We start from the raw sequence: 24,501 nt of genomic DNA, 5'->3' as shown, positions 1-24,501 counted from the left end.
CGGCGGCGGGGGTTAGGCGGGCTTGCCCGGCGCGTCAACGCGCGGGGGCTTCGGGGACGGCGCGTCGGCGAGCGGGTGGCGGCTGTTGACCAGCTCGACGAGGCGGCGGCTGTCGACATGGGTGTAGATCTGGGTGGTGGCGATGTCGGCGTGGCCGAGAAGGAGCTGGAGCGCGCGCAGGTCGGCCCCGCCTTCCAACAAATGGGTGGCGAAGGCGTGGCGCAGGACGTGCGGGCTGATCCGGTCGGGCGGCACCCCGGCGGCGGCGGCGAGCTCCTGGACCAGCTGGTAGAGGCGGACGCGCGAGAGGTGCTTCTTGCCCGACGGGAACAGCCAAGGCTGGTCGCGCGGGACGAGCGCGGCATATTCCGCGACAGCGGCGCGCGCGCGGTCGGACAAAGGCACGAGCCGTTCCTTGCCGCCCTTGCCCTTGAGAATGAGGAACGGCCGGTCGGGCTGGAGGCCGTGGCGGGGGAGCGAGACGAGTTCGGTGGCGCGCAGGCCGGAGCCGTAGAGCAATTCGATGAGGGCGGTGAGGCGGAGGGCGGCGAAACCCGGCTCGTCGCGGCGGCGGCGGTCTAGCTCCGCGAAGAGGGCGTCGACGGCTTCATGGTCGAGGATTTTGGGGAGCGGCCGCGCGCCGGCGGGGCGCGGGAGCGCTTCCGAGGGGTCGTCGGCGCGGAGGCCCTCGTCGTGGAGGAAGGCGAAGAAGCGCCGGAGCGCCGCGGCCTTGCGGGCGACCGTGGCGCGCTTGAGCGGCATCCAGGCTTCGGCGAGGCCCTTCAGCGCCTCCTTGGGCGCGGCGGAGAGGTTGCCGGCGAGGATTTCGGACGCGCCCCTGAGGTCACGTTCGTAGGCCAACAGGGTGTTCTTCGCGGCTCCGGCTTCCGCGGCCATCATCTCGAGGAAGGCAGGGATGAGCTGCCGGTCCTCGCTGGGGCCGGTCACAGCCCGCTCACAGCCGTGTCATCGCCTCGGCGGCGATCATCCTTGCCTCGTGGTCGAGGCCGACGCGGCGCAGCGCCGAGACGATCTGGTAGAGATGCTCGGGCGGGACTCCGCGCCAGTCGCCGGTCTGCATGCCGGTGCCGGCGAGGAGGGCGACGGTGCCGGGCTGGTTGGAGCGCGCGGCAGCGTCGATGAAGTGGGCCCAGCGCGAGCGCGGCACCGGATCGACGCCAAGCGCGGCGGGATCGCGCAGGCGGCCGAGGCCGGCGAGGGCGGCGACCAGCATGCGGCCGCGAGTGCCCTCCCCCCGGCCCGCAAACGCCTTGACCCGGCCGACGCTGAGATCGACCTGCGGCCGCTCCGAGGCGACGGCGAGGATCGACCAAGCGCGGTCGGCGTCGCTGCCCGCATTGCCGACGACGCCGCTCCAATGCGCCGCCTCGTCGTCATAGCCGGCCGTCACCATCGAAGCGACGAGGTCGTCGGCGCGGTTGGCGTAGTTGGAGGAGGGCGAGATGCGGGCGGCGGCGGCGGCGGTGAGGATCAGGCGGGCGTAGCGGCCGCCGGGCGCGTCCTTGTCGTTCCACAGGCCGCGCATCGCGTCCATGCGGTCGTCGAGGCTGCCCGTATAGGCCTTCCGGAGGCGGCCGCCGATCGTATCGTTGAGCTCCGACGGATCGGTCTGGTCGGCAAGCAGGCTGAAGATCTCGACGAGGCTCGCATTCGAGAACACGCCAAGGGAGGCGGCGGTCTGGGCGGCGGCGACGCGCTGGTCGAGCGGGATCATCGGCGCCCGTGCCTGCCACGCCCAGACCTGCGGGCCGGCGCCGTTCATCAGATTGGCGGGGATGGAGAGGCCAGTGGCGGCGGCGAGGCCGAAGCGCCAGCTATTGAGGCTGTCGACGCCCTCCCATTGCACGGTGACGGCGCGGCGGGTGTTGATGCCGGCGCCGATCACCTTCTGGGCGAGGAGGATGTCGATGCCGCCGGCGCCGTTGGTGCCGCGGGCCTGGTCGATGATCTGGCTGGCGCGGGCACTGTCGCCCTGCAGCGCGGCGCACATCGCGTCGGCGAGGTTCCACACGGGCTCGTCCGAGACGGCGCGGCCCGGCGTCACCAGCGGGCAGAGCGCGGCGGGATCGGCGGTCGCCAGCGCCACCTGGACGGCGACGGTGAACATGCGCGGCGTGAAGCGGTCGACATCGACGGCCTGGACCAGCATCCGCGCCGCGTCGGCCTCGCCCATCCTGAGCAGCAGCCAGGCGCGCTCCGCGACCCAGTCCACCTCATTGAGGCCCTGCGGCGCCGGGATTTCGGAGAGCAAAGCACGGCGGAGCAGGATTTGGGTCCAGCGGCTCGGCAGCGGCGCGTCGAGGCGGCGCATCAGCGAGGAGAGGAAGACGCCGTTGGCGCCGCCGAATTCGGTCGGGCCAAGGCCCCAATTGTCGGGCTTCAGGAAGCCGACGACGTTGGTCGGGCGGCGCGAAGCCTCGGGGATCTCGGTCTGCGGAACCGCCTGCGCGATCTCGCCGGCCGCATCGGGGACGACGGTCTCCTCGCCCGCGGCGCCGGCGGAGTCTCCGGGCGTGGTGACGACGGCATTGTCGTCGGGAGCGGCCGCAGTGGGGGCGGCCGGGGCGGTTTCGTTCGCGGCCGGCGCCGCCGCCTTGGGCGCGGGCGCGCTGCCCTGGTCGCCGAAGCCGGGCGGCAGGTCGGGGGGCGGCGCACCCTTGTCGCGCTGCCCGGCGGCGGGAATCGCAAAGACGAGCGCCGCGGCCCCGGCGAGGAACAGGCCGGCGCTAGTGCGCCAGCGCCGCATTCGTCACGTCCTGCTCGATCTTCTGGGTCGGCACTTCGCGGCCGCGCGTGCTGAGCCACACCAGAAAGGCGATGAACAGCACGAGCAGGATGATGAGGATCATCGAAACCGGCGAACGGCGCCGGCGGGGAGGCGGGGAGATACGCATGGCGCGCCTTTTGCCCCAGTGGGGCGCCCGCTGTATAGCCCCGCCGTCATGCAAGCGACGCTTTCCCCGCCGGACCAGGGCCCGGGCCCCAGAGCCGACCCGAGCCCGGATCGATGCATCGTGCTTGTCGGCATGATGGGCGCGGGCAAGACGACCGTCGGCCGTCGGCTGGCCAAGCGCCTCGCCCTCCCCTTCCTCGATTCGGACGAGGAGATCGAGCGGGCGGCGGACCACAGCATCTCGGAAATCTTCGACCGCTTCGGGGAGGCGAGCTTTCGCGACGGCGAGCGGCGCGTGCTGCGGCGGCTGGTCGGCGGGCCGCCCAAGGTCATCGCGACCGGCGGCGGGGCCTTCATGGATGCCGAGACGCGCGGCCTGATCCTCGATCATGCCATCGCCGTGTGGCTGTCCGCCCCGGTCGAGACCCTGGCCGAGCGGGCGACACGCCGACCGCACCGACCTTTGCTCAAGGGACGCCAGCCGGCGGAGGTGTTGCGGGCGCTGGCGGCGGTCAGGGACCCGGTCTACGCGCTGGCGCCGCTCCACGTGCGGACCGAGGGCGCCACGCACGAGCAGGCGGTCGAGGAAATCATCGCCGCGCTGGCGAAGCGGGAGGACGATATTGCCGCAGGTTGAAGTGGGACTCGGCGATCGTTCGTACCCGATCCGGATCGAGGCCGGGCTGCTGGAGCGGGCCGGGGAGGCGCTGGCGCCGTTCGCGCGCGACGGGCGGCTGGTGGTCGTCAGCGACGCGCAGGTCTGGGCGGCGCAGGGCGGCAAGCTTCGCGGATCGGGGCTGCAGATCGAGCCGGTGATCGTGCCGGCCGGGGAAGCGAGCAAGAGTTGGGCTCGGCTGGAAGAGGTGGTCGAGCGGCTGCTCGAGCTGGGCGTAGAGCGCAATGACTTCGTGGTGGCGTTCGGCGGCGGCATGGTCGGCGACCTTGCCGGCTTCGCGGCATCCGTCGTGAAGCGCGGCTGCCGCTATGTTCAGGCGCCGACGACGTTGCTGGCGCAGGTCGATTCGTCGGTCGGCGGCAAGACGGCGATCAACGCGGCGGGCGGCAAGAACATGGTCGGCGCCTTTCACCAGCCCGCCGCGGTGCTGATCGACCCGAACACGCTCGACACCCTGCCCCCGCGCGAGCTCCGCGCCGGCTATGCCGAGGTCGTGAAATACGGCCTGATCGACGATCCGGCGTTCTTCGCCTGGTGCGAGGCCAACGGCGCGGCGCTGCTGGCGGGCGATGCCGAGGCGCGGCTCACCGCGATCGAGCAGTGCGTGCGCGCCAAAGCGCGCATCGTCGGCGAGGACGAGCGCGAGACCAAGGGCCGCCGCGCCCTCCTCAACCTCGGCCACACCTTCGGCCACGCCGTGGAGGCGGAGAGCGGCTATGCGGTGCTGCACGGCGAGGCGGTGGCGATCGGCATGGCGCTGGCGTTCCGCTTCTCGGCCGAGCGTGGGCTGTGCACGCCGGAGGACGCCGAGCGGGTGGAGGCGCACCTCGCCGCCGCCGGCCTGCCGACGCGGGTCGAGGTCGGGACGGCGGAGCGGCTCGTCGCGCATATGGTGTCCGACAAGAAGGCAAGCGGGGGCCGGGTGCCGTTCATCCTCGCCAGAGGGATCGGCAAGGCGTTCGTCGATGCGAGCGTCGAGCTGGGCGAGGTGGAAGCGTTCCTGGCGCGGGAACTGAGGCGCTGACCCTCGTCCTCCCTGTCGCCAAAGGCGATGGGGAGGGGGACCGCCCGAAGGGTGGTGGAGGGGCCTCGCGGTGCCCCGGCCCTCCACCATGCTTCGCATGGTCCCCCTCCCCATCCGCTGCGCGGACAGGGAGGACTGGGTACTGAGCTACTGCCCCTCGCTCTCCGCCACCCCTTCCGGCTCGGTGAACATGCGGTCGATCTGGGCGCGCAGGTCGCCCGTTTCGAGCTGGGCCTTCAACCGCTCGCGGTCGCGGGCGCGGTAGAGGTGCTCGGTGCGGTCGATCTGCTCGCGGTCGACGCCCACTTTCTCCATCGCCATCCGCGCCATCCGCACTGCCGAATCGAGCACCTCCCGCACCGCCCCCGCCACAGGCGCGTCGCGCAGCTTGAGGAGCGCGCGCCGGTCGAAGGCGCGGACGAAGATCGCCGCCTTGGGAAAGGCCTCGTGCACGCCCTCGATGAACTCGGCCTCGATCTGGTCGCCGTCGGTGCAGAAGAGGATGAGCTCGGCGTCGGCCGCGCCGGCCTGGCGGAGCAGGTCCATGCGGGTGCCGTCGCCATAGTAAACCTTGGCGCCGAAGCTGCCGGCGACGTCGATCATCTCGATATCGATGTCGATCAAGGTGACGGCGATGCCCTGCGCGATCAGCATCTGCGCGACCGTCTGGCCGAACCGGCCATAGCCGACGATCACCGCATTGGCGCCGTCCGCCTCGGGCCCGTCGCGCTCCTCCTTGCTGATCGGCTCGGAGCGCAGGCCGCGCGTCGCCATCATCAGGAACGGCGTCGTCGCCATCGAGAGCGTGACGATGGCGCCGAACAGGCTCGCCGCCGCCGGGGTGATCAGGAAGGCCTGTTGCGCCTGGGCGAACAGCACGAAGCCGAACTCGCCGCCCTGGCTGAGCAGCAGGCCGAGGCCGAGGGCGGGACGCCACGCCATCCGGAAGGCGGCGGCGAGGCCCATGATGAAGGCCGTCTTCAGCGCGATCAGCGCCAGCGCCATGCCGGCGACGAAGAGCGGCCGCTCGGCGATGGCGTGGAGGTCGAGCATCATGCCGACGGCGAGGAAGAACAGGCCCAGCAGGATCGAGCGGAACGGCTCGACGTCGGCCTCCAGCTCGTGCCGATAGGGGGTGTCGGCGAGCATCACGCCGGCGATGAAGGCGCCGAGCGCCGTCGACAGGCCAAGCAGCTCCATCACCGCGGCGCTGGCGATGACGGTGAACAGGCCGGCGAAGACGAACATCTCGCGCTCGCCCAGATTGCCGATCAGGCGGAAGAAGGGGCGGAGGAGGAAGCGCCCGGCGAGGATCAGGCCGGCGATGGCCGCGACGGTCGAGAGCGCCACCTGCCAGCCCGGCGGGCCGCCCGCGTCCGCCGGGTTGCGCGACATCGCTGCGACGATGGTGATCAAGGGGACGATCGACAGGTCCTGGAACAGCAGGATCGAGAAGGCGCGCTCGCCGAACGGGGTGCGCAGGCGGCCGGCGGACTGGAGCAGAGGCAGGACCTGCGCGGTCGAGGAGAGCGCCAGCGGCAGGCCGAGCGCGAGGCAGGCCGCGGGCGAGGAGCGGGTGGCGAGCCAGACGAGGCCCGACGCGGCGAGCCCGCACAGCACCACCTGGAGGAGGCCGAAGCCGAATATGTCGTGCCGCATCCGCCACAACCGGGTCGGGTTCAGCTCCAGCCCGACGAGGAAGAGGAGGAGGACGATGCCGATTTCCGCGATCTTCAGCATCCCCTCGCCGCCCTGGACGAGGCCGAGAACCTGCGGCCCGACCAGGGCGCCGGCGACGAGGAAGCCGAGGGTGGCGCCGAGCCCGAGGCGGCGGAAGAGCAGGACGAAGAAAAGCGCGAAGCCGAGCAAGGTGACGCCGGCGCCGAGCAGTGTGGCGGGGGCGTGGAGGCTGGCGTTCATGCCGCGGCGCTTTGCGCGGCCGCGGCGGCGGCTTCGGCGGCGGCCTCGAACGGCAGGAGGATGGCGCCATGGCGGGCCGGATAGGCCCGGGCATTGGCGAAGATAGCGAGGCCGGGCCAAGCGCCGGGATCGTCACGCGTGCCGGCGAGGTAGGCGGCGAGCTGGGCGCGGGCGTGGTCGAGTTCGGCGGCGCTTCGGCCGACGGCGTGGGCACCCATCAACGCCGCCGAAGCCTGGCCGAGCGCGCAGGCCTTTACCTCCTGCCCGAGTGCGGCGAGTCGGCCCACCGAGTCGAGCGCAACAGCAACGGCGACCCGGCTTCCGCACAGCGGCGCGCGCTTCTCGACCCGGGCGTCGGGGCGTTCGAGCGTGGCGAGATGCGGGATCGACGCGGCAAGGCGAAGGATGTCGCGGCTGTACAGGGCGGAGGGCACCGGGGGGATATAGGGGCACGCAGGCGGCCCGTCACTCTGCCTCCCCATCGGCACGATGGGGAGGGGGACCAGGTGAAACCTGGTGGAGGGGTGACTCGCACCGGCAGCAGAGGTTCTAGCGCTCGACGGCGAAGGCCTCGACCCGTCACCCCTCCACCACACTGCGTGTGGTCCCCCTCCCCACCCTGCGGATGGGGAGGCAGGGGAGGTCACGCGCGGCGCCAGGTCGTCCCCTGCGGTCCGTCCTCGAGGAGGATGCCCTCCTCCGCTAGCTCCGCGCGGATGCGGTCGGCTTCGGCGAAGTCGCGGGCCTTTTTCGCCTCCGTCCGCGCCGCGACGAGGGCGTCGATGCGAGAATCGCCTTCGCCCTGGAACCAGCGGGACGGGTCCTCGGCGAGGAGGCCAAGGAGTGCGGCCGAGGCCTTGAGCGTTGCCGCGTCGTCGATCGCCGAGAGCCGCGACAAGGCCAGCGGGGTATTGAGGTCGTCGGCCACCGCTTCGAGCACGCCGGGATCGGCCTCCCCTGCCCCCGCCTCGCCGGCGATGCGGTAGAGGCGGTCGAGGGTCGCCTTCGACTGGGCGATGAGGGCGTCCGACCATTCGAGCGGCTGGCGGTAATGGGCCGAGAGCAACGCCAACCGCAAAGTCTCGCCCTTGTGGCCCCGCGCCAGCAACTCGCCGACCGTCACGACGTTGCCGAGGCTCTTCGACATCTTCTCGCTGCCGGCCATCGATAGGAAGCCGTTATGGACCCAGTAGCGGGCGAGCGGCGCGCCGTCGTGGGCGCAGCGGCTCTGGGCGATCTCGTTCTCGTGGTGCGGGAAGATGAGGTCGAGGCCGCCGCCGTGGATGTCGATGGTGCAGCCGAGATGCTTCTCGATCATCGCCGAGCATTCGATATGCCAGCCGGGCCGGCCGCGGCCCCACGGGCTGTCCCAGCCGATCATGTCCGGGGGCGAGGGCTTCCACAGCACGAAATCGGCGGGGTCCTTCTTGTACGACGCTATCTCGACGCGGGCGCCGGCGATCATCGTCTCGCGGTCGCGGCGGCCGAGCGCGCCGTAATCGGGATCGGAAGGCACGTGGAAGAGGACATGGCCGTCCGCTTCATAGGCGTGGCCGGTCTCGACGAGGCGCGCGATCATCGCGATCATCTCGGCGACCGTCTCGGTGGCCTTAGGGGCGAGATCGGGCGCGCGGACGCCCAGGGCGCCCATGTCGGCAAGGTAGAAACCCTCGTAGCGGCGGGTGACCACCGCGGGCTCCACGCCTTCGGCGCGGGCGGCGTCGATGATCTTGTCGTCGACGTCGGTGACGTTGCGGGCGTAGACGACGCGGCCCTCGCCGTAGCTGTGGCGGAGCAGGCGGGCGAGGACGTCGAACACCACCGCCGGGCGGGCATTGCCGATATGGGCGCGGTTGTAGACGGTCGGCCCGCACACATACATCGTCACCCGCTCGGGATCGGCAGGGGCGAAGTCGCGCTTCTCCCGCGCGTAGGTGTCGTGGAGGCGGATCTGCGTCATGCGTGGTTCGCCGGCAGCGGGACGGGGCGCTGCGGATAATTGGGGTCGCGCGGATGGCCGCGGCGCCAGTCGACGAAATCGACGATCGCGCGGCCGCTGGCATAGAGAAGCGGATAGGTCTTGGACTCGGCGAGCCATTGCGGGCGCGACGCGTCGGCGCCGTAGAATGTGTCGTAGACGAGGTTGGCGCCGAGATAGAGCAAGGTCGCGCCGATCAGCCCCTTCAGGGCGCCGAAGCCGGCGCCGAGGATGCGGTCGACCGGGCCGATCACCGAGCGCTTGACGCCGCCGCCGATGCGTCGGGCGACGAACTTGCCGGCGAGGAAGACGATGCCGAAGACCAAGGCGAAGGCGAGGACGGCGGCGCCGGCGCTGGTGCCGACCGGCCCGGTCAGCGCCGAGGCGACGGGGCCGTGGAGCAGCTTCAGGAAGACGATGGCGACGATCCAGGCGGCAAGGCTCAGCACCTCGCCGACGAAGCCCTTGAACCAGCCTGTCACCAGGCCGGCACCGACGAGCAGGATGACGATGATGTCGAGCGCGGTCATGCTGCGGGTGCTAACGGAGGATCGGGTGGAGGGGAAGCGCGCTTGTTCCTCCCCATCGCCAGATGGGGAGGGGGATCAGGTGAAACCTGGTGGAGGGGTCTTCGCCGGAGCAGAAGCGGCGCGGAATGGACACTACGCTTCTTCCCATACCCCTCCACCAGCTTCGCCCGACGGCTGCTACGCAGCCGGTTCCGGGTCTCGGCAGTCCCCCGGACTCCCGACCCGCCTACACCCCCCTCGCCATCCTGCGGATGGGGAGGCAAGGATCACCGCCCCAGCAGGTGGTCCACCAGGTCGCGCAGGGTGCGGAAGCCCGTCAGCGGCATGCTCCCCTTCTCCGCCTTGAGGGACGCCGGGACCATCGCGCGTTCAAAACCGAGCTTAGCGGATTCCTTGAGGCGGAGGGCGCCGTGCGAGACCGGGCGCAGCTCGCCGGAGAGGGCGACTTCGCCGAAAGCCACCGCCTCGGCCGGGACCGGGCGCTCTGACAGGGCCGAGACCAGGGCCGCGGCCACCGCCAGGTCCGCGGCGGGGTCGCTGACGCGGTAACCGCCGGCGATATTGAGATAGACTTCGCAGGTCGAGAAGCTGAGGCCGCAGCGGGCTTCGAGCACGGCGAGGATCATCGCCAGTCGCCCGGCGTCCCAGCCGACGACGGCGCGGCGCGGCGTGGCGCCGCTGGCGAGGCGGACGGTAAGCGCCTGGATCTCGACGAGGACGGGGCGCGTCCCTTCGAGCGCCGGGAAGACGACGGCGCCGGGCACCGCCTCGCCGCGATGGGTGAGGAACAGCGCCGACGGGTTGCCGACCTCGTCCAGCCCGCCGTCGCCCATTGCGAAGACGCCGATCTCGTCGGTGCCGCCGAAGCGGTTCTTGGCGGCGCGCAGGATCCGGTATTGGTGGCTGCGCTCGCCCTCGAAGCTCAGCACCGTGTCGACCATATGTTCGAGCACGCGGGGGCCGGCGATGGCGCCGTCCTTGGTGACGTGGCCGACGAGGACGAGGGCGCAGCCGCTCTCCTTGGCGTAGCGGATCAGCTCGCCGGCCGAGGCGCGGACCTGGCTGACCGTGCCGGGCGCGCCCTCGATCAGGTCCGAATGCATGGTCTGGATAGAATCGATGACGAGCAGGGCCGGCGGCGGCCCCTCCCCCAAGGTGGTGAGGATATCGCGCACGGAGGTGGCGGCGGCGAGCTTCACGGGGGCCGCTCCGAGGCCGAGGCGCTGGGCGCGCAGCCGCACCTGGTCGGTCGCCTCCTCGCCGGAAATGTAGGCGACGGCGAGGCCGCGGACGGCGATCTTCGCCGCCGCCTGGAGCAAGAGGGTCGACTTGCCGATGCCGGGATCGCCGCCGATCAGGATGGCGGAGCCGGCGACGATGCCGCCGCCCAGGGCCCGATCGAACTCGCGGATCCCGGTCGAGGCGCGCGGCGGCAGCGGTACCTCCTTGTCGAGGCCGACCAGCGCGATCGCCCGGCCGCCGCCCCGGAGGTTGTGCCGCGCCGAGAAGGGCGTGACGACGGCGCCGGCATCCTCGACGAGGCTGTTCCACTCCGAGCAATCCGGGCACTGCCCCTGCCAGCGCCCCTGCACCGACCCGCAGCCCTGGCAGACGTAGCGTGTTCTTGGTTTGGCCATGGGATGGGGGGTAGCGGGAATTTCAGCCGGTGGGAAGTCGCTACTGCCTCCCCATCGATAGATGGGGAGGGGGACCAGCGAAGCTGGTGGAGGGGTATTCGCGCGCCGCTCAATATGAGACTCGAACCCCCCGCACCCCGGCCCCTACCCCTCCACCACCTTCGGTGCCCCCTCCCCGTCGCTTCGCGCCGGGGAGGCAGAAGGGACAATCGTGCCGTAACGAGGAAACTTACCGGCTCCCGTCGCATTCTCCCGGTGCCAGTCCCGATTGGAGAGTAACCTTGTTCATCCAGATCCACGCCGACAACCAGGTCCCCAGCGACAACGAACGCGACAGCCGGCTCGAGGAGCAGATCCGCCAGCGCCTCGCCCGCTTCGAGACGCGAATCACCGACGTCGAGGTCCACGTCTCCGATTTGAACGGCAACAAGGGCGGCAATGCGGACCTGCGCGCCTCGATCGAGGCGCGGGTCAACGGCCTGCCGCCCGTCGCCGCGATCGACGAGGGGACCAGTGTCGACCGGGCGGTGATCGGCGCGGCGAAGAAGGTGGTGCGGGCGCTCGACCATCAGCTCGGCAAGCTCCGCGACGGCCACGGCTGAGGTGCGTGGCGGGGGCGTGGCTTTGCCCGGCAGCCCCGGCTAAGGGCGGGGCTGTAATGATGCGAAGCCCCTCCAGATGATCCGCGTCGCAAGCTACAATATGCGCAAGGCGATCGGCACGGACCGGCGGCGTCGGCCGGAGCGGACGCTTGCCGTCCTTTGCGAGCTCGACGCCGACGTGGTGGCGCTGCAGGAGGCCGACCGGCGCTTCGGCACGCGGGCGAGCGCGATCCCGCCGCACATGATCGACGAGCATAGCGACTATAAGCCGGTGTCGTTCGAGACTCGCGACGGCTCGATCGGCTGGCACGGCAACGCGCTGCTGGTGAAAAAGGCGGTGGAGATCGCGGCGACCGAGATCCTCCACCTCCCCTCCCTGGAGCCGCGCGGCGCGGTGGTGGCGGAGCTTCGCCTCGGCGGCGCGGTGCTGCGGGTGGTCGGGATGCACCTCGATTTGTCGGGGCTGTGGCGGCGGCGGCAGGCGAAAGCCATCCTCGCCCACATCGACAGCCGCAGCGAGCCGATGCCGACGGTGCTGATGGGCGATCTGAACGAATGGAGCACCCGCGGCGGCTGCCTCAGGGATTTCGCCGCCCGCCTCGCCTTCGCGGAATGCGGGCGCAGCTTCCACACCCGCCGGCCGGTGGTCCAGCTCGACCGCATCATGGTGACGAGCGACCTCGCCATCGCCGACTGCGGCGTCCACCAGTCCACCACCGCCCGCAAGGCGAGCGACCATTTCCCCGTCTGGGCGGTGCTCGACCCGCGGTAGAGCGGCAAGCCTCTCGTCCTCCCTGTCGGCGTAGCCGATGGGGAGGGGGACCGCACGAAGTGCGGTGGAGGGGCCTTACGGACTCGGGCAAGGCCCCTCCCCCACCCTGCGGGTGATCCCCCTCCCCATGAGGCTTCGCCTCACAGGGAGGACTGGGTCCCCTCCCCTCCCCTCGCCTTCGAGGGGCGGCTTGGCTATCACCCTGCCATGACCAGCGACTTCATGCCGGGCTTCGGCAACCATTTCGCGACGGAGGCGGTGGCGGGGGCGCTGCCGGAGGGGCGCAACTCGCCGCAGAAGCCGGCCTTCGGCCTCTATGCCGAGCAATTGTCGGGCACCGCGTTCACCGCGCCGCGGGCGGAGAACAGGCGCTCCTGGCTCTACCGGATGCGGCCCTCGGCCGAGCACCCGCCTTACCGGCTCTACGAAGGAGCGCCGCTGTTCACCGCCGCTTCGCTCCACGACCCGCTGGCGCCCAACCGCCTGCGGTGGGACCCGCCCCCGATCGGCGAGGAGCCCGCGGACCTCATAGACGGCATGGCGACGATGATGGCCAACGGAGGACCCGAGGCGCTGTCGGGCTGCGCGGTCCACGTCTATCGCGCCAATCGCGACATGCAGCACCGCTGCTTCTTCAACGCCGACGGCGAGATGCTGTTCGTCCCGCAGGAGGGGCGGCTGACCCTCTTCACGGAGATGGGCCGGCTCGACCTCGCGCCCGGCGACGTGGGCCTCGTCCCGCGCGGCGTCCGCTTCCGCGCTGCCCTCCCCGACGGCCACGCCCGCGGCTACGTCGCCGAGAATCACGGCGCGCTGTTCCGGCTGCCGGACTTGGGACCGATCGGCTCCAACGGTCTCGCCAACCCGCGCGACTTCCTGACCCCCGTCGCCCAATATGAAGACGCCGAGGGCGAGGTCGAGCTCGTCCAGAAATATCTTGGCCGCCTGTGGACGACCAACCTCGACCACAGCCCGCTCGACGTCGTCGCCTGGCACGGCAATCTCGCACCGTGGAAATACGACCTCGCCCGCTTCAACACGATCGGCACGGTGAGCTTCGATCATCCCGACCCCTCCATCTTCACCGTCCTCACCAGCCCGTCCGAGACGCCAGGCCGGGCCAACGCCGATTTCGTCATCTTCCCGCCGCGCTGGATGGTGGCCGAGGATACGTTCCGCCCGCCCTGGTTCCACCGCAACGTGATGAGCGAGTGCATGGGCCTCATCCACGGCGCCTATGACGCCAAGGCGGACGGCTTCGCGCCGGGCGGCCTCTCGCTCCACAACCTCATGTCGGGCCACGGCCCCGACGTCGCGAGCTGGAAAGGCGCGAGCGAGGCGGAGCTCAAGCCGCACCGGATCGAGGGCAGTATGGCCTTCATGGTCGAAAGCTGCTGGCCGTTCCGCCCGACCCGCTTTGCCATGGAAGGGGGGGCGCTGCAGTGCGATTACGACGCGGCCTGGGGCGGCTTCCCGAAGGCGCGGCTGCCGCGTTGAAGTGAAGACCGCGCACGCGCTGGAGCCGCTCGGCTATGTGCCCGCCATCGACGGGCTGCGCGCGATTGCCGTCCTGTCGGTGCTTGCGTTCCACGTCCGGCCACAGCTTCTGCCCGGCGGCTCGGGCGGTGTCGACGTCTTCTTCGTCATCTCCGGCTTTGTCGTGACGGCATCGATGGCGGGCCCCAAGGGCGCGGGAGCGCGCGCCGGCATCGCCACCTTCTATGCCCGCCGCCTCGTCCGCATCGTCCCCGCCTTGCTCGTCATGCTGCTCTGCACCTGGCTGCTTGCCGTCCTGTTCGTTTCGGAGCGCAGTCTCCTCTGGGCCGGCGCGGGGACGGGGGCAGCGGCCTTCTTCGGGGCCGCGAACCTCCAGCTGACGCAGGCGCCCACCGGATATTATGACCCGGGATCGGCGATGAACCCCTTCCTCCACACCTGGACGCTGGGCGTGGAGGAGCAATTCTACCTGATCTTCCCGCTCATCCTGTGGCTCGTCGGCCGCGATCCCGGTCGAGAGACCGTGCCGTGGCGCGCGCTCGCCGTCGTCGCCCTCGCCTCGCTGGGCTCTCTCCTTGCCTATGCCGCGCTCTCGGCGCGCGCTCCGAACCTGGCTTTCTACCTGATGCCGACGCGATTCTGGGAGCTGGGGGCGGGGGTGGTCCTGTGCCTTGCCATGCCACTCTGGCTCGATCCGCTCGGCAGGCTCGGGAAGTCGGCCGCCGGATTCCTTTGGGCCCTGTGTTTTTTTGCCCTCGCCTGGTTCCTGGTCCGCGCGCCGGGGCCGCATCTTCACATCCCGCCGCTCGTCCTGCCGGTCGGCGGCACGATGGGCCTGACGGCGCTTTCCTGCGCACGCCGCGCCTCCTGGCCGACTCGCCTCCTCGCTGCGCGGGGGCCGGTCCTGATCGGTCTCCTCTCCTATTCCCTCTATCTGTGGCACTGGCCCGTGCTGGCGCTGATGCGGTGGACTTTCGGGCTGGACACGCCAGCCAAGCTCGCCGCCGCACTGCTCGCGATCGCCGCCGCAACCGCGCTCTCCTATCGCTTCGTCGAGCGGCCGGTGCGAAACGCCTTCCGCTCCGGCGCGCTGACCCGCCGCCAGGCACTCGTCGCGGGACCGGTTGCCCTCGTCGCCGGCGCCGTGACGGCAGCGTTGCTGTTCACGGTCCACCCGCAGCTCGGCGGCATTTCCGATTTCGATCGTGCCCCGCCGCCGCCGGACGGCGGATGCGTGCGGGCCGTGCCGCGGAGCCGCCTCGGAGACGCGGTCGTCGAGGGCTGGCAGCCTTGCGGCGGCAATCGCTCGACCTTGTTCGTCATCGGCGACTCGCATGCCGCCGCCTACGAACCGATGACCGGACGATATGCCGCCCGTACAGGGCGGCGAGTCGTCATCTATTACAGCCTCGGCTGCGAGTTCCCGCCGCTCGCCCTGGCGGGATCGCGCCTCCGCGACTGCGCGCGCTTTCACGCGACGGCGGTGAGGCAGGTCGCGCAAGCCGCCGGGCCGGGCGACGTCGTGCTGATGGCCTCGCTCCACCTGGGCCACGCCGGCGATCCGGCGCTCTCGGCGGGGGAACGCCGAGCGGGATGGCGGCAATCCATCCGCCTGCTGTCTGCGCTCGCCGCGACGGGGGCCCGGCTGGTGTTGGAAGCGCCGAAGCCGGTCTTCGCGAGCCCCCCCAATCGCTGCACCGACTGGTTCAACCGGTCCAACCCGGTCTGCAGCGCCGGCTTCAAGGTGGCACGCGGGGCGTTGCTGGAGCGGCGGGCGCCGGTGCTGGCCGAAATCCGCGCCCTCGCCGCGCCGATTCCCAATGCGGTCCTGTGGGACCCCTTCCCCATCCTCTGCCCCGGCGACCCCTGCAGCGCCGGTCGACCGGGCCGTTGGTTATTCCGGGACCAGGACCACCTCATGCCGCTCGCCAACCGGCTGCTGCTGCCGAGCTTCACCGCCGCCGCGGACGCGCCCCGGATCGGCGGGAGGCCGGCCGCAAAGGACGATCGCCAGGGCCTGCTTCCGGGGCAGGGCCCTGCAGCTGCACACCCGCCGGCGGACTAGCCGCCCCTCGCGGGATTGCTGTAGGCCCGGCGTATGAGCCCTCCGCACGACACCGACGTCCTCATCATCGGCGCTGGTCATAACGGCCTTGCCTGCGCCTTCTATCTGGCGCGCGCCGGCATGAAGGTGACGATGCTCGAGCGGCGCGCGGTCGTGGGCGGCGCGGCGATCACGGAGGAATTCGCCCCCGGCTTCCGCAATTCGACCGCGAGCTACACGGTGAGCCTGCTCAACCCCAGGGTGATCGAGGACATGGGGCTCCATCGCCACGGGCTGAAGGTGGTGCTGCGCAAGATCGACAATTTCCTGCCGACGCTCGGCGCGGACCATCTGCTCTCCGGCCGTGGTGGCCTCACCCGGCGCGAGATTGCGCGGCATTCCGCGAAGGATGCCGACGGTTACGACGCCTATTCGAAGGCGCTCGAGGCGGTGGTGCGGATCCTTCGGGACTGGATCCTGCGCGCGCCGCCCAATGCCGGCGGCGGGCTCTCGGACGTGCTGGCGGCGCTGAAGCTCGGCAACAGCGTCCGCGGACTCGACGCGGAAGAGCAGCGCAACCTCTTCGACTTCTTCACGAAATCGGCCGGCGACATACTCGACCGCTATTTCAAGACCGACATCGTCAAGGCTCTGTTCGGCTTCGACGCGGTCGTCGGCAATTATGCCAGCCCGTACAGCCCCGGCTCGGCCTACGTCCTCCTCCACCATCTGTTCGGAGAGGCGGCGGGGGTGCCGGGCGCCTGGGGCCACGCGATCGGCGGCATGGGCGCGATCACGCAGGCGATGGCGAAGGCCTGCCGCGAGGCGGGCGTGGAGATCGTCCTCGATGCAGCCGTGGAGGAGATCATCGTCGAACGCGGCCGCGCGGCCGGTGCCGTGGCGGGCGGGAAGACCTACCGGGCGAAAGCGGTCGTCGCGAACGTCAACCCGAAATACCTTTTCGGTGAATTGGTGCCCGACGGCGCCGTCTCCGCCGATATCACCCGGCGCATGGCGGGCTGGGGCGCCGAATCGGCCACATTCCGGATGAACGTGGCGCTGTCGCAGCTGCCGCGCTTCACCTCGCTCCCGGAGCCCGGCGACCATCTCACCGCGGGGATCATCGTCGCCCCTTCGCTGGGCTATATGGACCGCGCCTACACCAGTGCGCGGGCCGAAGGCTGGGCGCGCGAGCCGATCGTCGAGATGCTGATCCCCTCGACCCTCGACGACAGCCTCGCCCCCGCGGGCAGCCACGTCGCCAGCCTGTTCTGCCAGCATTTCCCCTACGACGTGGACGGCGGCTGGGAAGCGCGGGTGGACGAGGCGGCCGATCACATCATCGCCCACGTCGACCGCTACGCGCCGGGCTTCAAAGCCTCGGTGGTCGGACGCCTGGCGCTTTCGCCCTGGCACCTCGAGCAGCGCTTCGGCATCCCGCGCGGCGACATTTTCCACGGCAAGATGGGCCTCGACCAGCTCTTCTCCGCCCGCCCGATGCTCGGCCACGCCGACTATCGCATGCCGCTCGCTGGCCTCTATTTGTGCGGCTCCGGCGCCCACCCCGGCGGCGGCGTCACCGGCGCGCCGGGGCACAACGCGGCGCAGGCGATCCTCGCCGACAGAAGGAAGATCATGCGCGCCTGACCAGGATCAGGAGCAAGGCCAGCGCCGCGAAGCTGCCGCCCGCGAGAAAGGTCGCGGATGGGCCGATTGCCTCCCACAGCAGTCCGGCAAGCAGGCTGGCGAACAGCATGGCGAGGCCCGTCGCCAGGTTGAACAGGCCGAAGGCGGAGCCCCGGAGGCGCGCCGGGGCCGCGTCGGCGACGAGCTTGCCGAGCAGTCCCTGGGTGAGCGCCATGTGCGCGCCCCACAGGCCGATGCCGGCGAAGATCACCGGCAGCCCCCGCCCCCATGCCAGCAACGCATCGGCGCCGATCAAGGCGACGAGGCCCCAGGCGAGCAGAACCCGTGCAGGCCGTCGGTCCGCAAGCGCGCCGGCGGGGTAGGCGCCGACGCCGTAGACGAGGCTCATCGCCACCAGGACCAGCGGCGCCAGCGCCAGCGGAAGGCCGGCCGCCGCGGCGCGCAGGATCAGGAACGCCTCGCTGAAGCGCGCGAGCGTGAAGACGATCCCGATCCCGGTCACAGCCCAGAAGCCGCGGTCGAAATCGCGCACGTCGCCCAGGCGGATAGGCGGCGCCCGCACCCCCCCGGGCGCCCGGGGCGCCTCCTCGACTCCGACGAGAACGCAGACGACGCAGAGCCACGCCAGCGCGGCGGCCACCCAGAAGACGGCGCGGATGTCGTTCGCGAACAGAGCCATCAGCACGATTGCCAACAAGGGCCCCGCAAAGCCCCCGGCCGTGTCCATCGCCTGCCGCAATCCGAAGGCCCGTCCGCGGATTTCGGGCGGCGTCACGTCGGCGATCAGTGCGTCGCGCGGGGCGCCGCGTATGCCCTTGCCGATCCGGTCCGCGAAACGCGCCACAAGCACCGCCGCCGCGCTCCCCGCCAGGGGGAAGAGCGGTTTGGACAGGGCCGCGAGACTGTAGCCCAGCAGGATCAGCGGCTTCCGCCGCCCGATCCGGTCCGACAGCCACCCTGAAAAGACCTTCGAGATCGACGCCGTCGCCTCGGCGATGCCGTCGATCATGCCCACGGTCGCGACACTCGCGCCAAGGGTCACGGTCAGGAACAAGGGCAGCAGGCCGTGGACGATCTCCGACGAGAGATCCATGAACAGGCTGACCAGCCCCAGCGCCCACACCGTTCGCGGCATAGCGGGGCGACTGCGTACGATGGCGGGGCCTCCTTGTCCTCCCCGAATGCATCGCGCATGGGAGGCGAACCGGGTGCCGCATCTGACCGAGGGACGCAATGAAGACCAGAGCCGCGATCGCCGTCGCGCCGAACACGCCGCTCGAAATCCACGAGGTCGATCTCGACGGCCCCAAGGCCGGCGAGGTGCTGGTCGAGATCATGGCGACCGGCGTCTGCCACACCGACGCCTACACGCTCGAGGGCAAGGATTCGGAGGGCATCTTCCCCTCGATCCTCGGCCACGAAGGCGCGGGGATCGTTCGCGAGGTCGGGCCGGGCGTCACCTCCGTGCGGGTCGGCGACCACGTCATCCCGCTCTACACGCCCGAATGCCGCCAGTGTAAATCGTGCCTCAGCCGCAAGACGAACCTGTGCACCGCCATCCGCTCCACCCAGGGCAAGGGCCTGATGCCGGACGGCACCAGCCGCTTCCGCCTCGGCTCCGAGACCATCCACCATTATATGGGCTGCTCGACCTTCTCGAACTTCACGGTGATGCCGGAGATCGCCGTCGCGAAAGTCCGCGAGGACGCGCCGTTCGACAAGATCTGCTACATCGGCTGCGGCGTAACAACCGGGGTCGGCGCGGTGATCTGGAGCGCCGGGGTCGAGCCGGGGTCGAACGTCGTGGTGTTCGGCCTCGGCGGCATCGGTTTGAACGTCATCCAGGGCGCCAGGCTGGTCGGCGCGAACCGAATCGTCGGCATCGACGTCAATCCGGGCAAGCGTGCCATGGCCGAGGCGTTCGGCATGACCGACTTCATCAATCCCGCCGAAGTCGGCGCGGACAAGGTTGTGCAGGCGATCCTCGACCTCACCGACGGCGGTGCCGATTACAGCTTCGACTGCACCGGCAATACCGACGTCATGCGCCAGGCGCTCGAATGCTGCCACCGCGGCTGGGGCGTCTCGACGATCATCGGAGTGGCCGAGGCGGGGCGCGAAATTGCTACGAGGCCGTTTCAGCTCGTCACCGGAAGGGTCTGGAAAGGCTCCGCTTTCGGCGGGGCCCGTGGCCGCACCGACGTGCCGCGCATCGTCGACTGGTACATGGACGGCAAGATCGAAATCGACCCCCTCATCACCCACATCATGCCCCTCGACGACATCAACCGCGCCTTCGATTTGATGCACGCCGGCGAGAGCATCCGCAGCGTGGTGGTGTATTGAGACGCACGTCGCCCCAGCGCAGGCCGGGGCCCCAGCGGGTGAAGGGCTCGGTGCCGTTTCTCCCTGGGATCCCAGCCTTCGCTGGGATGACGAGAGGAGACGAATGACCTTGGAAACGCTCTCTACCGTCAAATCCTTCGGCGGCACGCAGGGCGTCTACCGCCATGCCAGCCGCGAGACCGGCACGGACATGACTTTCGCCGTCTACTTGCCCCCGCAGGCCGAGGTGCCCGGAGCGAAGCTGCCATTGCTGTGGTATCTCTCCGGCCTCACCTGCACCCATGCCAATGTGATGGAGAAAGGCGGCTACCAGCGCGTCTGCGCCGAACTCGGCGTGACCCTGGTCGCGCCGGACACCAGCCCGCGCGGCGACGGCGTCCCCGACGATCCGGCCTATGATTTCGGCCAGGGCGCCGGCTTCTATGTCGATGCGACGCAGGACCCGTTCGCGAAGAACTTTCGCATGTACAGCTACATAGCGGATGAACTTCCAAGCCTATTAGAGCAGAGCTTCCCCATCGACCCCACCCGTCAGGCGATCACCGGCCACTCGATGGGCGGCCACGGCGCGCTCACCCTCGCCTTGCGCAACCCGCACCGCTATCGCAGCGTCTCCGCCTTCGCGCCGATCGTGGCGCCGTCGCAGGTGCCGTGGGGGGAAAAGGCGCTCGCCGGGTATCTCGGCCCCGACCGCGCCGCCTGGCGCCGCCACGACGCCGTCGCGCTGATCGAGGACGGGGCGCGCGTCCCGGAGATCCTCGTCGACCAGGGCGGCACCGACAGCTTCCTGGAAAAGGAGCTGCGGCCCGAGCTGCTCGACGCCGCCTGCCGCGACGCCGGCATCCCCCTCATTCTCCGCCTGCAGGAAGGCTACGACCACTCTTACTCTTTCATCGCCACCTTCATGGAGGACCATCTGCGGTGGCACGCTCAAAGGCTGACGTCATGACGTCGCCCCTCCCCCCGATGATCGAGGCGGCGCTCGCGGCGGGCGAGGAGATCGAGCGGCTCTATGTCGAGGGCTGCGAGGCGGAGGAGAAATTGGACGGCTCGCCCGTCACCATCGCTGATCGCCATGCCGAGCTGATCATCCTCGAGCGCCTCGCCCGCGCCTTTCCGCACATCCCGGTGCTCGCTGAGGAGGAGGCCTGCGCCGGCCGCATCCCCGAGCTCGGCCAATTGTTCTTCTGCGTCGATCCGCTCGACGGCACCAAGGGCTTCCTCCAGCGCAACGGCGAGTTCACCGTCAACATCGCCCTCGTCGAGGAGGGCGTGCCAGTCGCGGGCGTCATCTACGCGCCCGACTCGAAGCTGCTTTATTACGGCGCCCGCGGCGAGGGCGCGCACAAGGCAACGGGCCATGGCGGGGCGGAGGCGATCGCCACCCGGCCGCCTCCCGCCCACGGCCTTACGGGAATCGGCAGCCGCAACCACGCCGCCGCCGGCACCGCGGAGCGCAACGCCGGGCTTGGCATCATCGATTATGTCCCGTCCGGCTCGTCGCTCAAATTCTGCCTCGTCGCCGAAGGATTGGCCGACGTCTATCCACGCTACGGCCCCACCTCGGAATGGGACACGGCGGCCGGCCAGGCGATCCTCGAGGCGGCGGGCGGCCGGGTCCTCGCTCTCGACGGCGAAGGCCGCGAGGCGGGCTCGCTGCGCTACGGCAATGCCGACCGCGCCTTCCTCAATCCCAATTTCATCGCCTGGGGCCGCTGAGCCGGCCCCGCCCCCTCAGCCGAAGCTGCGCTTGAAGGTCAGCGCCGGGATGATGTGCCGAGTGCGGTAGCGGTGCTCCAGCAGGCTCGGCACCGGATTGCTGCGGCTCGGCTCGAAGAACAGCCGGTTGCGGAAGGCGGGGATTCCCGTCGCATTGTCGAGGCTGAAGTTGAAACTGGTGCGCTTGTCCGGCCGGTATTCGGCGAAGGCGGTGACATAGGGCCAGGCGCTGCTGTTCCGGTCGAGCTCGTCCAAGCGGTAGAAGGTAACGGGCGTGTTGCCCTGTGCCTCCACCCCCCAGGCGAACTTGCCGAGATCCTGGCGGAAGCTGATGTCGACGACGAGGTCGGAATAGCCGGAGAACTGCCGCTGCCGGTGGGTGTAGGGGTCCCCGACCGACGAGCCGATATAGGAGACATAGGCCGAGAAGCGGCCGCCCTTGATGCCGAACCGCTTGAGCGGGGCGTCGAGCCGCGCCTTGGCGATATAGACCGAGCCGTCGCCGAGATTGCCCGGCGCGTCGAACCCTTCCGGCGTCGGCACCCGGTCCTGGACCAGCTGGATGCGCTGGTACCCGCCCTCGAGCTTCAAGAGCCCATCCCCCAGCACCGGATGCTCGAGCGTCGCGAGCACCTCCCACGCCCGCTGGGGGACGAGATTGGCGTTGCCGCCGTTGACCCGGCTGGTGGTGAGCTCGGCGGAGCTGATGAAATCCTCGAACTGGAGCTGGGCGACGGTGCGCTGCACCGACAGCTGGGCGTGCCAGCCATGGCCGGGCCGCCAGTCGAACACCGCCTTGGGCTTCAAGAAGCGGAGCGTGCGTTCGGCCTTGGCGTCCCCCGCCACGGTGAGGCGCCAGGCCTCGTAGGTGAGGCCGAGATCGATCCGCAGCTTGCTGGTTACCGCACGGCTGGCGTTGACGAAGGCCTCGGCGCGATGCTCGGTGACGATGGCATGGTCGATCGGCAGCGAAATGGGGATCTTCCCCGTCCCGCCCGGCGCGATCTCGAACAGGTCGACGTCCGAGCGGAGGCGATTGACCACCCCTTCCGCGCCCACTTCCACGTCCCAGCCCAGCAGCTTCGGCCGCGTCCACACCAGCCGCGCCAGCGTCTCGTCGCGCTCGTCGTCCAGCGTCTGGCCGAAGCCGTCGACGATGGCGCTGTTCACCCGGTTCAGCGACAAATCCTTGAACAAGCGGTGCCGCCGCGTCGCGAGCCCGATCAGCTTCAGCCCGCCGCCGAGGAACGGCCTGGTGACGTCGGCGCCGAGCTCATATTCGTGGCGATGGTAGCGCTCGGTGAGATGGTCGTTGCGGGTGATGCCGCCGGTGGGGATGACAATATTCGTCTGCGTCAGCGAGAACAGGTCGAGCGCCGTGCGGGCATTGAGGTGCGCCGTCTTGTTGGCGCCGCCATTATATTCCCACGAGCCCGAGACGAAGCCGTTGGGGTCGCTCGTATAATTGACCTTGCGGCGATATTCGACGAGCGCCAGCCCGGGCAGCGCCTTCAGCGTATCATAGCCTTCCTCAACCGTCGCATTGTTGTTCACGCCGACGGCGAGATTGAACGTCGAGGCGCCGCGGCGGAGCAGCGCCGAGACGCTCCCCTCCGGGTAGAGCCGCCCGAGGAAGTCGCGGCGCAGCGTGCCGGTGAACGCGCCGGCGAGGCCGCCTTGCGCGGTCAGCACCAGGTTCAGCACCTGCGCCTTGCCGGAATATTCCGATCCGAACAGGTCGCCCGGCCCGATCTCCACCCGCGCCACCCGGCTCGCCGGAATGCGCGAGAGGATGACGTCGAGCGTGTCGGCCTTGGAGCTCGGCCGCTGCCCATTGATGACGACGTTCCCCGCCGCCTGGCCGAAGCCGCGCACGGAATTGTCGCCCGTGTCGAGGGTGAAGCCGGGGACGCGCTGGACGATCTGCAGCGCGTTGGACGGCGAAAAGGTGCGGAAATAATCGGCCTCGTAGATTGTACGGCCGCCGGCCCCCTGCGTCTGCGCCGCCGCCGCCGATCCAAACCCCGCCAACAAGACCGCCGCGGCGGTCAGACGCACCTTCGAACGCACGCAATATCCCCTTCAACGCGCTGCCTTCTAAGAGGAAGTGCAAGAAGCACGCCACATTTGTAGCAGAGAGGCGGGTGCTATTTCAGCCCACGATCCGTCCGAATTTGGACATCGAGACTGTCCGCCGCCGGACAGCTTTACCGCCGCTCAAATGATCGGGTGCCGCTCCCAATTGGGCTTGTCGGCGCGCTTGCACAAAGTGCCGTGGAGGCGCCGCACCGTGTCGCTCCCCGCCGTCGCGAACAGCGAGGGGAAGATGGCGTGGACGATGCAGGCGATGCCGCCCGCAATCATCGCGACGCCGAAGCCGGCGGCGTGGCCGAAATGCTCGCCATAGCTTTCGCCGACCTCGTCGAGGTGGGACACGCGTCGTTTCGTTGCCATGACGAGTTCCTAGCGCACCGCGCCCTTCCCCGCCAGCACAACCCGCCTTAACCTGCGCCCGGAGGAGCAAGAAACATGGCCGAAGCCTATATCGTCGCCGCGGCGCGCACCGCGGGGGGCAAAAGGGGCGGCGCGCTGCGCGACTGGCACCCCGCGGACATGGCCGCCGAGGTGCTCGACGCCCTCGTCGCGCGGGCCGGCATCGACCCGGCGGCGATCGAAGACGTGATCATGGGCTGCGTCGGCCAGGCCGGCGAGCAGGCCTTCCATGTCGGCCGCAACGCCGTCTTGGCCTCTTCCCTCCCGACCTCCGTCCCCGCCGTGACCATCGACCGCCAATGCGGCTCCTCGCAGCAGGCGATCCAGTTCGCCGCCCAGGCAGTGATGTCGGGGACGCAGGACGTGGTCGTCGCCGCCGGCGTCGAGAGCATGAGCCGGGCGCCGATGGGCCTTTCGATGGTCGCGGACAAGGGCTTCACGCCCTTCCCGGCAAGCGTCACCGAAAAATATGGCGTGCCCTTCTTCAGCCAGTTCATGGGCGCCGAGATGATCGCCGAGAAATATGGCTATGCGCGCGAGCGACTCGACGCCTTCGCGCTCGGCAGCCACCAGCGCGCAAGGGCGGCGACCGAGGCCGGCGCCTTCGCCGAGGAGATTGTGCCGGTCGCGGTGACCCTGGCCGACGGCAGCAAAGCGACCCATGACGTCGACGAAGGCATACGCTTCGACGCGACCCTCGAA

General features: G+C 70.1%; 22 protein-coding genes. 11 read left to right on the top strand and 11 right to left on the bottom strand.

Going from position 1 to position 24,501, the window contains the following annotated elements:
- Positions 1-12: 12 nt before the first annotated feature.
- From VGC56_RS06625 to VGC56_RS06615, 3 genes are read right to left on the bottom strand one after another with little or no spacing between them, the layout of a single operon-like run.
- Positions 13-948: a tyrosine recombinase gene (locus tag VGC56_RS06625; RefSeq protein ID WP_464124095.1), complete on the bottom strand. Its 936-nt coding sequence runs from the start codon at positions 946-948 to the stop codon at positions 13-15.
- Positions 949-955: 7 nt separating this feature from the next.
- Positions 956-2,767 carry a hypothetical protein gene (locus VGC56_RS06620; protein ID WP_464124094.1) on the bottom strand — a complete coding sequence of 604 codons (1,812 nt, stop codon included), beginning with the start codon at positions 2,765-2,767 and terminating at the stop codon, positions 956-958.
- On the bottom strand, positions 2,748-2,915 hold the full coding sequence (locus VGC56_RS06615) for a hypothetical protein (protein ID WP_464124093.1): 168 nt from the start codon (positions 2,913-2,915) through the stop codon (positions 2,748-2,750). The genes VGC56_RS06620 and VGC56_RS06615 overlap by 20 nt, the downstream gene beginning before the upstream one ends.
- Positions 2,916-3,035: 120 nt before the next feature.
- Here VGC56_RS06615 and VGC56_RS06610 point away from each other — a divergent pair, with 120 nt between their 5' ends.
- Positions 3,036-3,551, top strand: a complete 516-nt coding sequence (locus VGC56_RS06610; RefSeq protein WP_464124092.1) for a shikimate kinase — start codon at positions 3,036-3,038, stop codon at positions 3,549-3,551.
- Positions 3,538-4,614 carry a 3-dehydroquinate synthase gene (gene aroB, locus VGC56_RS06605; RefSeq protein ID WP_464124091.1) on the top strand — a complete coding sequence of 359 codons (1,077 nt, stop codon included), beginning with the start codon at positions 3,538-3,540 and terminating at the stop codon, positions 4,612-4,614. Before VGC56_RS06610 ends, aroB begins: the two co-directional genes overlap by 14 nt.
- A 147-nt stretch (positions 4,615-4,761) precedes the next feature.
- Here aroB and VGC56_RS06600 read toward each other — a convergent pair whose 3' ends face one another.
- From VGC56_RS06600 to radA, 5 genes are all read right to left on the bottom strand, one after another.
- A complete protein-coding gene (locus tag VGC56_RS06600) occupies positions 4,762-6,534 on the bottom strand; it encodes a cation:proton antiporter domain-containing protein (RefSeq protein ID WP_464124090.1) in 1,773 nt (590 codons plus the stop codon).
- Complete coding sequence (locus tag VGC56_RS06595; protein WP_464124089.1) at positions 6,531-6,968, bottom strand: iron-sulfur cluster assembly scaffold protein; 438 nt, start codon at positions 6,966-6,968, stop codon at positions 6,531-6,533. Before VGC56_RS06595 ends, VGC56_RS06600 begins: the two co-directional genes overlap by 4 nt.
- Before the next feature lie 209 nt (positions 6,969-7,177).
- Complete coding sequence (gene cysS, locus VGC56_RS06590; protein WP_464124088.1) at positions 7,178-8,494, bottom strand: cysteine--tRNA ligase; 1,317 nt, start codon at positions 8,492-8,494, stop codon at positions 7,178-7,180.
- Positions 8,491-9,042, bottom strand: a complete 552-nt coding sequence (locus VGC56_RS06585) for a CvpA family protein (protein ID WP_464124087.1) — start codon at positions 9,040-9,042, stop codon at positions 8,491-8,493. The genes cysS and VGC56_RS06585 overlap by 4 nt, the downstream gene beginning before the upstream one ends.
- 266 nt (positions 9,043-9,308) lie before the next feature.
- A complete protein-coding gene (gene radA, locus VGC56_RS06580) occupies positions 9,309-10,679 on the bottom strand; it encodes a DNA repair protein RadA (protein ID WP_464124085.1) in 1,371 nt (456 codons plus the stop codon).
- A gap of 281 nt (positions 10,680-10,960) precedes the next feature.
- Between radA and VGC56_RS06575 the strand changes: the two genes are divergently transcribed.
- The 5 genes from VGC56_RS06575 (at position 10,961) to VGC56_RS06555 (ending at position 17,241) form a co-directional block, all read left to right on the top strand.
- The gene (locus tag VGC56_RS06575) at positions 10,961-11,281 is read left to right on the top strand and encodes a GPW/gp25 family protein (protein WP_464124084.1); all 321 of its coding nucleotides are present in this window, start codon (positions 10,961-10,963) and stop codon (positions 11,279-11,281) included.
- A 76-nt stretch (positions 11,282-11,357) separates the two neighbouring features.
- Positions 11,358-12,053, top strand: a complete 696-nt coding sequence (locus tag VGC56_RS06570; protein WP_464124083.1) for an endonuclease/exonuclease/phosphatase family protein — start codon at positions 11,358-11,360, stop codon at positions 12,051-12,053.
- Positions 12,054-12,260: 207 nt separating this feature from the next.
- Complete coding sequence (gene hmgA / locus VGC56_RS06565; protein WP_464124082.1) at positions 12,261-13,550, top strand: homogentisate 1,2-dioxygenase; 1,290 nt, start codon at positions 12,261-12,263, stop codon at positions 13,548-13,550.
- A 1-nt stretch (position 13,551) separates the two neighbouring features.
- The gene (locus tag VGC56_RS06560; protein WP_464124080.1) at positions 13,552-15,615 is read left to right on the top strand and encodes an acyltransferase family protein; all 2,064 of its coding nucleotides are present in this window, start codon (positions 13,552-13,554) and stop codon (positions 15,613-15,615) included.
- A gap of 33 nt (positions 15,616-15,648) precedes the next feature.
- The gene (locus VGC56_RS06555) at positions 15,649-17,241 is read left to right on the top strand and encodes a phytoene desaturase family protein (RefSeq protein WP_464124079.1); all 1,593 of its coding nucleotides are present in this window, start codon (positions 15,649-15,651) and stop codon (positions 17,239-17,241) included.
- Here the strand turns inward: VGC56_RS06555 and VGC56_RS06550 are convergent.
- Entirely contained in the window at positions 17,228-18,364 is a 1,137-nt protein-coding gene (locus VGC56_RS06550) for an MFS transporter (protein WP_464124078.1), read from the bottom strand. The genes VGC56_RS06555 and VGC56_RS06550 overlap by 14 nt on opposite strands.
- Positions 18,365-18,474: 110 nt before the next feature.
- Between VGC56_RS06550 and VGC56_RS06545 the strand changes: the two genes are divergently transcribed.
- The 3 genes from VGC56_RS06545 to cysQ all read left to right on the top strand — a co-directional run bounded on the left by VGC56_RS06545 (position 18,475) and on the right by cysQ (position 21,306).
- Complete coding sequence (locus VGC56_RS06545; protein ID WP_464124077.1) at positions 18,475-19,587, top strand: S-(hydroxymethyl)glutathione dehydrogenase/class III alcohol dehydrogenase; 1,113 nt, start codon at positions 18,475-18,477, stop codon at positions 19,585-19,587.
- A 103-nt stretch (positions 19,588-19,690) separates the two neighbouring features.
- Entirely contained in the window at positions 19,691-20,536 is an 846-nt protein-coding gene (gene fghA, locus VGC56_RS06540) for an S-formylglutathione hydrolase (protein WP_464124076.1), read from the top strand.
- On the top strand, positions 20,533-21,306 hold the full coding sequence (gene cysQ, locus VGC56_RS06535; RefSeq protein ID WP_464124075.1) for a 3'(2'),5'-bisphosphate nucleotidase CysQ: 774 nt from the start codon (positions 20,533-20,535) through the stop codon (positions 21,304-21,306). The genes fghA and cysQ overlap by 4 nt, the downstream gene beginning before the upstream one ends.
- Before the next feature lie 15 nt (positions 21,307-21,321).
- Here the strand turns inward: cysQ and VGC56_RS06530 are convergent, their stop codons facing one another.
- Positions 21,322-23,376: a TonB-dependent receptor gene (locus VGC56_RS06530; protein ID WP_464124073.1), complete on the bottom strand. Its 2,055-nt coding sequence runs from the start codon at positions 23,374-23,376 to the stop codon at positions 21,322-21,324.
- Between the two features lie 147 nt (positions 23,377-23,523).
- The gene (locus VGC56_RS06525; RefSeq protein WP_464124072.1) at positions 23,524-23,760 is read right to left on the bottom strand and encodes a DUF6356 family protein; all 237 of its coding nucleotides are present in this window, start codon (positions 23,758-23,760) and stop codon (positions 23,524-23,526) included.
- A gap of 75 nt (positions 23,761-23,835) precedes the next feature.
- Between VGC56_RS06525 and VGC56_RS06520 the strand changes: the two genes are divergently transcribed.
- The coding region (locus VGC56_RS06520; RefSeq protein ID WP_464124071.1) for a thiolase family protein at positions 23,836-24,501 on the top strand (666 nt) is incomplete at its 3' end.

The organism is Allosphingosinicella sp. (assembly GCF_036403745.1).
In the GTDB taxonomy this organism is placed as follows: domain Bacteria; phylum Pseudomonadota; class Alphaproteobacteria; order Sphingomonadales; family Sphingomonadaceae; genus Allosphingosinicella.
The sequence above is the reverse complement of the archived record's forward strand: the minus strand, read 5'-3'. Positions and strand labels throughout refer to the sequence as shown.